This window comes from Pirellulales bacterium (assembly GCA_036490175.1).
GTDB lineage: Bacteria > Planctomycetota > Planctomycetia > Pirellulales > JACPPG01 > JACPPG01.
Genome location: DASXEJ010000193.1, coordinates 24,888 through 36,402, shown reverse-complemented (window position 1 = coordinate 36,402; position 11,515 = coordinate 24,888). Strand labels below are relative to the sequence as shown.

Annotated in this window: 9 protein-coding genes; all 9 read right to left on the bottom strand. The window is 61.2% G+C overall.

All coding sequences use genetic code 11. The features are described from left to right. Positions 1–424: 424 nt before the first annotated feature. The 9 genes from VGG64_14010 to speA all read right to left on the bottom strand — a co-directional run bounded on the left by VGG64_14010 (position 425) and on the right by speA (position 11,387). A complete protein-coding gene (locus VGG64_14010) occupies positions 425–907 on the bottom strand; it encodes a response regulator (GenBank protein ID HEY1600719.1) in 483 nt (160 codons plus the stop codon). Positions 908–1,164: 257 nt separating this feature from the next. Beyond that, on the bottom strand, positions 1,165–2,082 hold the full coding sequence (locus VGG64_14005) for an NAD(P)-dependent oxidoreductase (GenBank protein HEY1600718.1): 918 nt from the start codon (positions 2,080–2,082) through the stop codon (positions 1,165–1,167). A 201-nt stretch (positions 2,083–2,283) separates the two neighbouring features. Beyond that, positions 2,284–2,940: a hypothetical protein gene (locus VGG64_14000; GenBank protein HEY1600717.1), complete on the bottom strand. Its 657-nt coding sequence runs from the start codon at positions 2,938–2,940 to the stop codon at positions 2,284–2,286. Beyond that, positions 2,937–4,013 (bottom strand): flotillin-like protein FloA, encoded by a 1,077-nt coding sequence (floA, locus tag VGG64_13995; GenBank protein ID HEY1600716.1) that lies wholly within the window; start codon positions 4,011–4,013, stop codon positions 2,937–2,939. Before floA ends, VGG64_14000 begins: the two co-directional genes overlap by 4 nt. 120 nt (positions 4,014–4,133) lie before the next feature. Next, positions 4,134–4,709: an NfeD family protein gene (locus VGG64_13990; protein HEY1600715.1), complete on the bottom strand. Its 576-nt coding sequence runs from the start codon at positions 4,707–4,709 to the stop codon at positions 4,134–4,136. 288 nt (positions 4,710–4,997) lie between these two features. Beyond that, positions 4,998–7,220 (bottom strand): NfeD family protein, encoded by a 2,223-nt coding sequence (locus VGG64_13985; GenBank protein HEY1600714.1) that lies wholly within the window; start codon positions 7,218–7,220, stop codon positions 4,998–5,000. A 356-nt stretch (positions 7,221–7,576) separates the two neighbouring features. Then, positions 7,577–8,644, bottom strand: coding sequence for a TIGR03009 domain-containing protein (locus tag VGG64_13980; GenBank protein HEY1600713.1), 1,068 nt, complete (start codon positions 8,642–8,644; stop codon positions 7,577–7,579). A 206-nt stretch (positions 8,645–8,850) separates the two neighbouring features. Beyond that, positions 8,851–9,462, bottom strand: coding sequence for an HAD family hydrolase (locus VGG64_13975; protein ID HEY1600712.1), 612 nt, complete (start codon positions 9,460–9,462; stop codon positions 8,851–8,853). Positions 9,463–9,470: 8 nt separating this feature from the next. Then, the gene (gene speA, locus VGG64_13970; protein HEY1600711.1) at positions 9,471–11,387 is read right to left on the bottom strand and encodes a biosynthetic arginine decarboxylase; all 1,917 of its coding nucleotides are present in this window, start codon (positions 11,385–11,387) and stop codon (positions 9,471–9,473) included. Between the last annotated feature and the right edge of the window lie 128 nt (positions 11,388–11,515).

Below are 11,515 nucleotides of genomic sequence, written 5' to 3'. Positions count from 1 at the left end.
CCAGGACCCTCAAGTTTAGCACGCGCCTAGGCACCGGCAACGAACGGCGCCATGCGCGAAAACAGGCCAACAAAGCGCAGGATTATGCTCAAGTCCTGACGCCATCCGTACGCGGCAACGGTTGGCATTTGATACCTTCGGCAGTTAACACTGGCGCACGCATCAGCCGTAGCGCGGGCCGAATGGCAAGCCCCCGACGACGACGAGAAGAAATTCGGGAATCCTATCCCTTGCGATGGCGGATTTTGGCGCGCATGCGGCGTTTCTTGCGGCCTACTTTGCGTCGCCCTTTTCCCGATTTCTTCGTTCCCACGCGCGTCTCCGAATGTGTTGAAGCTAGCTGGCAAGCCGCGAATTATCAGCTACCGACGGCTGTGCGGCAGATGCGCCGCTACGGGATCATAGCAAATCGGCGCAGCCCCGCTCAAGGGCGGCCCACGATTTGAGGCGCTGGACCGGTTCCCGGGGCACATTGGCAGCGTCGCGATTCGTCGATCGAGTGCCGAATCAACGCCAGCAGCGTGCCGGGATCGCATGGCTTACGGACGAAATACTGGCATCCCGCCGCCCGCGGACGGCGGATAATGTCGGGCCGCGTCATACCCGACAGCAATATCACGGGCGTACCGCAGGTATCGGGTGCGTCGGCCAATTCCTGGCAAACCGAAAAGCCATCGGTATCAGGCAGTCGCAGGTCGAGGATAATCAGGTCCGGATGGTCGCGATGGGCCGTCGTGCTGCCTTGGGCGCCCGTGGCCGCCAGCGTCACGCTGAAGCCCTGTTGGATTAACCGCCGGGATAGACCAGCGACGATGTTTTCGTCGTCGTCGATGATCAGGATGCGGTCACCCGTGTCACTGGGGACGGCGCCGGGAAGCGGTTGGATTGAGAGTTGATCGGTGGGCATGGTCGGAGCGCTCGCCAATTGCGGTCCGGCTGGGTCGACCGTAAACCAAGGTGGGCGGTGCGTCGCCAGCGATCGTTCTACTGCGTGCGGCTGGTCAAGGGCCGTAACAGTCGTACGATCGCTTGCGAAATGTGGGGTAGGCCAACATGCGGCGAAGCCGCTTAACAGTAGGTCGCCAGCAGCGGCCGTCAAAGATCGGCGACCTGCGCACCCCGAGAATAGAAATCCGCCCGGCAGTTAGTTTGATAGCGCCGGTTTTAGCGATTCTTCCAGTCGATGCCTGCCAGGCTGGCCAGTGCCAATTCCAAGGCGTGAGTACCGTCGCGCGAGTGCCCCTGCGCCGCAAGTGCCACGTACAACTGGTGCGCCAATGCCAATCCCGGCATGCACAGGTTCATGCGCTTCGACTCGCTCAAGGCGATGCCCATGTCTTTGATGAAATGCTCGACATAGAACCCCGGCGCGAAGTTGTTGTCGATGATGCGCGGTCCAAGATTCGATAACGACCAACTGCCGGCTGCTCCGGGGGACACCGATTGCAACACGGTCGGCAAATCGAGCCCGGCGCGGTAGCCGTACAACAGTGCCTCGCAGACGCCGATCATGTTTGAAGCGATGAGGATCTGATTCACAGTCTTGGTGTGTTGACCGGCGCCCGGCCCCCCTTGGTGTACGATGGTTTTTCCCATCGCCTCCCAGCACGGTCGCAGGGCCTCGACGACATCCTTATCACCGCCGATCATGATCGACAACCGCGCTTCGCGCGCGCCCACATCTCCGCCCGAGACCGGGGCGTCGATGCTGTGTACGTTGCGCTTGCCGGCCGCCGCGGCGATTTCCTCGGCCAGCGACGGTTCGCTGGTGGTCATGTCGACCAGGATGTTGCCCGGCTTGCATCCGGCCAGCGTTCCCTGCGGCGAAAGCACCACGTCGCGCACGTCACTCGGGTAACCGACGATCGTGAAGATCACGTCCGCAGCCTCGGCCACAGCCTTGGGCGAATCGGCCCAATGAGCCCCTTTCGCCAGCAACGGCTCGGCTCGGCTGCGGGTGCGATTGTAGGTCGTGACGGCAAATCCCTTGTCCAGCAGGTGCCCGCACATGCTGGCCCCCATGACTCCGGTGCCAATCCAACCAAGCCGCGTTTTGCCAGGTATCACCGCAGAAACTGCCATCGCTCGTTACTCTCTTTGTCGCGAAGTCGAAGGTGGGATACCGCCACGATCCAGGGCGAAGTTTAGCGCGAGAAACCATTGCGCCAAGACTGCTGCCGCCGGGAGTATAGCGGCGCTAACACGCCCTGTCATCGATCAGCAAGATTCGGCAGCAAGCAGGGATGCCAGCCGCGAAACCGAGAGTGTGCCAGAGAAGACTGCTTACCAGCGCTCTTCAGGCCGGCGGAGAACCTCGCTAATCACGATCGCCTCGCGAATGCTCTGCGGATCGCGCAACATGGCCACCAACTCGTTCGCCGTGCTCGACATGGGCATGGCGGGAGTTTTCTCGCCGCCGGCCGGTGATCCCGAAATCGCGCCCAGTGCGTGATCGAAGGTCTGGGCGAGACGAGACTCCATCGACTCGACCGATTGCGTGATTTCGGTCGAGGCGACCGGGCGCTCGGGCTGGTTTCGTCGGGCATACGACTCGGTGATGCTCGTGGCCAGCGTCCGCGGGCGGCCTTCGACCGCCGTCGGCGTGGCAATTTCGCGGCTGGCCGCCGTTTCGGCCAGAGGCTTGCGGACTGGTTTTGGTGGCTTGGCGGGTTGAGCGGCTGGCGCCGGACGATTTTCTTTGCCGCTGCGCTGTTGCGCCGCGCGACGCAAAAACTCGCCCACTTCGTCCTCAACCCGCTGCTTGTCCGCCGCGGGGGGTGGGGGCGGATTGACGCGGGCTTGCTGGCGGGCCCTGGCCTGTTTTGCCGCTGGCGATTTCGCGCCTAGCAGCATATTGAGGATGTAAATCGAGAACATGACGATCGGAATGACCAGCTTGATCCATTCCGCGTCGGCCCAGATCGGAACGATTGCGTTCATTGCTGCGCCTTCTGACCGTTGCGCGATTGCCCCGTACCGCTACCCGCGATGGCCATGCGCATTTCGGTGTCAGCCTGCACGTTGCGCAGCTTGTAATAGTCGAGGATCCCCAGCTTGCCGGCCTGGATCGAGTCGGCGATCGCCTTGGGAACCTCGGCGTCAGCCTCGACCAGCTTGGCACGGCTTTCCTCGATTTGCGCGACCATCTCTTGCTCTTGTGCGACCGCCATCGCCCGCCGCCCTTCGGCGTTGGCCCGGGCGACGCGCATGTCGGCCTCGGCCTGGTCGGCTTGCAGGCGGGCTCCGATATTCTCGCCCACGTCGATGTCGGCGATATCGATCGAGACGATCTCGAATGCCGTTTGCGAGTCCAACCGGCGCGCCAGCACCGCCTTTGAAATACGGTCCGGCTGCGCCAGCACCTCCAAGTGTGTTTCGGCAGAACCGATTGCACTGACGATGCCTTCGCCGACGCGGGCGATAATCGTTTCCTCGGTCGCACCGCCGATGAGCTGATTTAAATTCGCCCGCACTGTGACGCGGGCTTTGACCTTCAACTGGATGCCGTTCTTGGCGACGGCATCGAGCGTTTGCCGCGCGGCTCCGCGCGGCGGGCAATCGATCACCTTGGGATAGACGCTCGTCTGTACGGCCTCTAGCACGTTGCGTCCGGCCAGGTCGATGGCCGTGGCGAGCTTGAAGTCGAGATCAATCGTCTTGGCCTTGTTGGCAGCAATGATGGCACGAATCACTAGCGGTACGTTGCCGCCGGCCAGGTAATGGGCCTCGAGCGCCTTGCTGGTAATGCCGGTCGATTCTCCGAGACCGGCCTGCACGGCCATGATCTTGCTACGCACGATGACCGTGGGGTTCACCTTGCGAAAGGTCATGCCCAATAGATCGAATATGCCGATGCCCGCGCCCGTAGTAACACTCTGCACATACAGGCGGAAGTATCGCGCAAAGATGGCGAAGAATACCAGGCCGCCGATCAGCAGCGCAAACAGTGCCACGATCCAGACGACATTGCCGATGCTCGAGTCGCCAAGTTTGGCCTGGGCGAAGACTTCCATAAAACCGTATCCCCAATCAGCGATGACGGCGCGCCGGGCAGTACGCCGGACGGGCCTTGGTGCGGTACGGTAAATTGTAGCGGCGCATTTAGGCCCCGTAAGCCCAGCCGCAACTCCCTATCAGGAAAGGGGATCTTCAAAGGGATCCAATCCCAGGGATTCAATCGATTGGTCTAGCGTGTCGTCGTGCTCGGGGGGGGCAGGGCGCTGTTCTGTGGGGCGCACCACGACCCGTGTGCCACGCACTTCGACCACTTTCACCCACGCACCGGCCTCTATCGCCATCCCCTCGCTCAGCGCGTCGACGGTCGTCCCTTCGACGTCCACGGCGCCGCTGGGCAACATCAGCGATTTGGCTTTGCCAATCTTACCGACCAGGCTTTTCAGATTGCGGCGCCTGTCACTGTCGGGCAGCACCTCGTCGCTCGTCGGTAGCGGCAGCAAGATGCGCCGGCCCATCGGCGTCTTGGGCCACCACTGCAGAGCCAGGATTAATCCCGCCGGTACGGCAAAGACCGCCGCGCCCAGAAATCCGATCCCCGACCACGGGCCGTGCCTGAAGGCCATGATCACGGCGGCCAGCAGCGACATCAGCGAAAGGAACCCTAGCAGTCCGCCCGACGGTACGAATACCTCGAGCATAGCCAGCGCCAGGCCGATCGAAAGCAGAATGCCCGCCCAGACCAGATAGTCCATGATCAAATCCGATTCTCCTCCGTCCGCTCGTGGCGGTCTCGGCCGCGTCTTCGTTCCCGTGAGCGGACTTGTATGCCCTTATAGAATACGAGGAAAAGTCGTCGGCCGGAATCATTCGCGCTCTGCGAAGCGGGCGGCCGTGCAAGTCGCGACTGGTATTCTAGAGCAAGATATCAAAATCCACTCCCCATCGGGGAACAGGCTGCATGAGGGGGGAAGCATTACTATTGCACAAGTTCAACCTACCCTGGCTATTCCCTGGGATTTAACGGGGTTTTGCACCCGCTTCTAGGTCACTTGGCGAACGAGGACGCGATTCCCGCGAACTTCGACAACCCGCACCGTCTGGTTCCGCTCGACGACCTCGCCGTCGGCGATTACGTCAACGATCTCTTCGTTGATCCGTGCCTTGCCGCTGGGTAACAGGGGAGTGGTCGTAACTCCCTGGCATCCTAGCAGATGCTCGAATTGGGCGACTGCCTCACGCGCGTTGATGACGGACAGTTCTTCGGGCGTAGGCGGAGCCAGCATCATCCGATTGAACAGTGGCGCGTGGGGCAGGTAGCGGTTGATCAGCACGGCCAGAACCACCACTCCACCGCCGGCAGTGGTCAATAGCAGCAGCGAATTGCGCAGTTGCGCAATTTGGTAGGCATTCCGCGGCAGGACGAACGTCTGGCTGGCCAAGACCAGTGAGACGATCATCAGGATCCCGCCCGCCAGGCCGAAAACTCCCAGTCCTGGCAGGACAAAGACTTCGAGCAGCAGGCACATGATGCCGGACGCAAACAGCAGCACCTCAAGCCAGCCGGCCGTGCCCCCCAGGTAAGCAATCCAGAAATACAGCAAGAAGCACAGCGCCGAGATCAAGCCACCTAGGCCGATTCCTGGGCTTTGTAACTCGGCATACAGCGCGGCGCCGCCGATGAGCAGCAACAGCCAACTCACGCCGGGCGAATTCAGCGCGTCGATCAAAATGTGGGCCCAGCTTGGCTCAACCAGCGCCGGGTCTCCTTCTAAACCGTATTGCGACTTGAATTCATTGAAATCACGCGCCAGGTGCCGCGCCACGCCGTATTGCTCGGCCTCTTCGCCGGTCAACTCCAGCGGCTGGCCCGGGCGGCCAATCTGCGCCCCCTGCTGCCAGGCATTGGCATCGGCGCCGCCGGCCAGATCCTCGGGCGTGAAATATTCAATTAATCCATCGCGGACGCGCGTGTAGCGGAACACTGGCACTTCCGCATCGACCATGGCGGCGGCCAAGGCCGGCGAGCGTCCCTTGCGCTTGGCGATGTTGCGCAGCGAGGCCGATGTGAGCTTGACCTCGGCCTCGTTCAGCTCTGACTCGCCTTGCCCACCCAGAGTCGCAGTCGGATGCATCACAATATGATCCGCTGCCAGCGCGACGAATGCCGCGTCGCCCCGCGCTTGCGCGGGAATGTAGGCCACGGTGCGCTGCTGCCCCGCGTCCAACGTGGCAAGAAAGTTGGCCAAATTAATGCTGTCGGTCGGCGACCCTCCGGCACTGTCGATCCACAGGCAGAAAAAGTTGGCGTCGTGATCATGGATCTGGTTCTGAATCAAGCTTTGAACTTGTTCCGTAACCTTGGCGGTGATCGGGCCCTTGATGTCGATCCGAACCGGCCGCCAATCGCCATCCAGTGAGGGATCCTCCTCGACCGAATCGCGGGATAATCCCAGCGCCTTGGCCACATCGCCGCGATCTTCAGCCAGGCTTTTCACAAAGCCCAATTCCCAGGCCATGGTGCCCGAGAAAATGCCAGGCTGGCCGGCCGGCTTGATGACCTTGGGCTTTTCGAACGATTTTTGCTTGCGCAGCTCTTCGAGGCGCGACGCCAGCACGTACTCGCGACTGACGTCGGTCTCGATCAAGTCCAATTCAACTGCCGGATCGAGCATCGCCAGCGCCACGTCCGAGGGGATGCTCATTCGTCGATTGGCAATGCCGACATAGGCATTGCGGACCGAGGGCTCGATCACCCGCTCGAACTCGCCCGCTTTGCCGATTTCGGCATCTGGGCTCATGAGGATCTCGTCGCATGCCATCGCCACCAGCACTGCGTGACCGGTTATAGTCTTGGGTATCCAGGCAACCGTGGTTGCCCCATTGAGCGCGGGACTGGAGAGAAACGTCGCCAGGTCATAGGCCTGCCCAAAATTGGCCCGACCAGGTTCGATCTCGAAGATAAATACCGGCCACTCGCCGGCACGTTTCGCGTCGGTAACCACGCTATCGACCACCCGGCGAATGTGGTTGTCGACCTTGTCGGTGATCGGCATCGGGATCCGCACCAGGCGGCCGACGCGCTTTTCTGCCGGGGCGGCCGCTGCGGGGTTTTCGACCTGCTCCTGAGCCCAAACAGACCCGTCGACCAGGCAAATGCACAGCGAGAGTAACGAGAGTAAGAAGGGGCTGACCGCGACCAGCAACTCGGCCGGTGGCCTAGTTGGGTGTCTGAGACAACTCCGTTCGATCGACCACGATCCCATGATGCGGCGCGGCGCAAAGTGTTACGCCAAAGCAGCGTAAGTAGTTACGCACTTTGGCCTTTGGCAACGCTTGATTATAGGTGCGCCCCGGGGCGAGTCAATTCGCGCCCCTGACCACCCGGCGTGCATCTGGTACGGACCCTAAAGTAAAGGTTTGCGGGATAAGACGATGGGGCAGGCAGGTTGTGCGCCACGAAACTCCCGTTTAGCGGGCCCGCTAAGGTCGACAGCATCTTGCGGCACCGGATCCTCGTAACACTGCATCTTCGTAACTCTGCCGCGCAGCACGTACCGAGAACCGGCACCGTCCGATCAGGAAGGCTGGAGCATCGTCCAGGTTGGAGAAGATCGCGGCGTTACTTCTTTACCGCCGGCGGACGGGGCGGGATGACCTTGTTGCGCGCGTCGGCCGTGGGAGCTTGCGGTGGGCGTTCAGCCGGCAGGGCTGCGGCCGGCGGTTCTTCGACGACATGTTGCCAGGTCAAAGGGGCGCGGGGCCGATCGAAGAAATCTTTGATCTGATCCCAGGTTCCGTTCACATTCGTCCTATCAAAGCCATAGACCTTGTAGTTCTGTGGGTTCGGCGAATAAACCCGGATGGCTTGCGGCAGCATGACCTTCTGGTCGAGGATGACGTGTACGTGGTGAAAGTTGGCGGCATCCTGTTGCCACCGCGGCCACGCTTCGATCCAGATCTGATTCTTCTCTTCGGGCGGAGTGAAGATTCGCATCAGATATCGCTGCCGCATCGATTCGGCCTTGGCACCAAAGACGAAGGGGAGTGGTCCGTTGGTAATGGATTTGCCTTGCAACTCTTTCGGCAGCCGGTATTCCTTCAGCTTCTTTTGCTTGTAGTCGAACTCGTAAATCGACTTGCCATCGCACATCCAACGTTCTTGATCTCCCTTGGTAACCTCGTACGACCCCTTGTCGGGCGCGGCAAAACGAATTTGGCCTTCGCACGAGCGCTTGGGTTTGGGGGGCTGTCCTGGCGCGGACGGAGCCCCGAAGACGGCATCGTACTCCCACATCGTAAAGTTGGCCGTCAGCGTCTTCACTTTATCGCTTTCGCGCTCCCATCCCATCAAGACCTGGTCCAGTTCGGCCTGCTCTTGCGGCGAGAGCGCGGGAATTGCCTGCTCTTGGTGTTGCACTTGCTTGATTGGGCCAGGAGCGGTCTTGCCCTGCCGTGTGGGCGCCGGTGCCTGTCCGGTTGATGCCGGGGGGCGCAGTACACCAGGAGCCTTCGTTGCTGCCGCGGGGGCGTTTGGGGATTTAACTGCGGTGCCGGGGGCTCGAGTTGCTTGCTGTGTACGGGGCGGCGCCAAGGGTTTGGTGGGAGGAGCGTCCTGCGCCACGCACAGCGACGCCAGGAAAAGAGCGAGGACCGGAACCAATCCCCACGCCACGGATCGCGACAACATGACCATGCCTTCCCTTGCAAGGTACGTGGGTTAACAGCGGCAACGTGCGCCGCGTCGGCGGCTGGCCGCCAGACTCTGGCGATTTTGTAATTCTTAGTGTTACGCTCGTGGGAACATCGCGGCTCGACTCGGCGAGCTTCTCCCGCCAGCGCACGAGGTTGCCAGCAAAAGTGGCGGCGGATTCTAACAGCTTTGGCTAACCGGCCCTAGAGCGGTTCGGACATCCATGCCAACAATGCAGCCGCATGCCGGAAGCACGTCAGCCGGAAGTCGGCCTCGACCGCGCCGGGGGTGTGAGTCGGTTCGCGTCCAGCTAGATAAAGCACCGTGCGTGTGCCGGCACGGCGCCCCGCTTCGATGTCGAAGTGGAAGTCGCCAATCAAAACGATCTGGTCTGGGCGTAATCGCCAGTTTTCGCAGATTCGCCAAATTGCCGTCGGGTCAGGCTTGGCCGGAGCGTCTTCGCGGGCTACGACCGTTTCAAAATCCAGCGACAGCCGCTCGAGCGTGGCCAGCGCCACCGCCCGGCTGTTGCGGGTGAAGACTGCGCGATGCAGGCCGCGCTCGACGAGTGCCGCGAGAAACTCTGGCACCCCCGGCATCAGCGTCGCTGCGTTGGCGCCAGCCCATTCGTGGCGGGCCAAAATCTCACGGCAGCGAACGGCCTCCGGCTCGCCCAGCAGGTCGATCGCCTCGAGCAGGGAGTGACCCGGCGTGATTCCCATTTCGCGGCGCATAAGATCGAAATCGAGACCCGAATCGACGAGCGTGCCATCCAGGTCGAAGATCACACCGCGCACGGGGGTGGGGTCGGGCATCGGCGTAGCTATTCGCGCGCGTCTTCCAGGTAGGTGTAGCCTTGCAGTCCTTCTTCGTAGAAGCGGATCATGCGGCCAGCCTGTTGGAAGTCGACACGATTTTCACGAACGGCCATTTCCACATCGTTGCGGAATTGGCGGACCAAGTCGTTGGGATCCCATTCGACGTAGTCCAGCACCTCTCGCACGGTGTCACCCTTGATCACCGTCTCGAGCACCACCTCGCCATTGTCGCCCAGACTGACGTGTACGGCATTGGTATCGCCGAACAGGTTGTGCATGTCTCCCAGGATTTCCTGGTAAGCGCCCAGCAAAAACGCTCCTAGGAAGTAGGGCTCTCCGTTGAAGGCGTGCAGCGGCAACGTGCGTTTTACGTCGCGACGATCGATGAACGAGTCGATCTTGCCGTCCGAGTCGCAAGTGATATCGCCCAGCACCGCGTGATGCGTTGGCTGCTCATTCAAGCGATGGATCGGCATCACCGGAAACAACTGCTTGATGGCCCAACTATCGGGCATCGACTGGAACAACGAGAAGTTGCAGAAGTAGGTCTCGCTCAACAACGCGTCGAGCCCTTGCAAGTCCTCGGGCACGAAGTCGAGCTGCCGCACCAATCGCTGCATTTTACGACAGATGGCCCAAAACAGGTTCTCGGCCAGGCTACGTTGCCCGATTGGCAGGTAGCCGCCACTGAACAGGCTCATGGCCATGTCGAGCGCTTGTTGGGCGTCGTGATAGCTTTCCAGCGCATTGCGCGCCGTCAGCGCATTCATCGTGCCGTACAAATCGATAATCGGTTGTTCGGCATCGGCTGGCGGCTCGCTCGGCACATCGCTTTCGCCCAAGCCAGAAACGCCCAGCACGTTGAACACTAGCGCGCTGTGGTAGGCGACGATCGCCCGACCACTTTCCGACACGATCGTGGGATGAGGAACGCCCGCATCGTCGCAGACGCTTTGAATGTGATAAACGACGTCGTTGGCGTATTCCTGCAGCGAATAATTGACGCTCGACTCGAAGTTGGTTTGGGATCCGTCGTAGTCGACGCCCAGTCCGCCTCCTACGTCGAGATACTCCAACCCTGCGCCGCGGCTGTACAGTTCGGCGTAGACGCGGGCCGCTTCGTTGAGCGCCTGCTTGATGTGGCGAATGTTGGGGATCTGGCTACCCAGATGAAAGTGCAACAGCTTGAAGCAATCTTCCATGCCGTGCTGCTTGAGCTCTTCGAGCGCGCGAAGGATCTCAGTCACGGTCAGGCCGAACTTCGAGCGGAAACCGCCCGAGCCTTGCCAACGTCCGCCGGCCTTGGCCGCCAGCTTGACGCGAAAGCCGATCTGCGGGCGCACCCCGACCTTGGCCGCGTACTCGAGCACCAGGCCCAGCTCGGTGTACTTTTCCACGACCGGAATGACTCGGCGACCAATCTTTTGCGCGAGCATCGCCATCTCGATGAACTCGGCATCTTTGAAGCCATTGCAAATGATCGGCGTGTCGTTCGAGGCGAGCGCCACCACGGCCAATAGCTCGGGCTTCGAGCCGGCCTCGAGACCGAAATGGAACGGGCGGCCGAAGTTCAGCACCTCTTCCACGACTTGCCGCTGCTGATTCACCTTGATCGGATAGACGCAGAAGTAGTTCCCCCGGAACTGGTGTTCCTTCATCGCCTGTTGAAAGGCGGAATGGATCTCACTCAGGCGATGCTTGAGCACGTCGGCAAAACGCACCAGGATCGGCAGATCAATGCCGCGCAGCTGCAAAGAGTCGATCAGCTCTTTCAAGTCGATCGATCGCTGCGGATCTTTGGTCGGATGCGCGAGCAGATGGCCTGCCTGATTAACGGAAAAATAGCCCGCCCCCCAGCGTCCGACTTCGTACATTTCCGCGGCATCGGACACGGTCCAAGGCTTCACCTGCTGGTCGAGCATCGGCACTAGGCTCCTGGCAAAGAAATCGCGACGAATACGGTATCTTATACGACTTTGCCCCAGCGTCGAGCGTGATTTCGCGTTCGCCGCCGCCGCGGTGCCGTCGCCCACGCTCACAATTGCCGCGC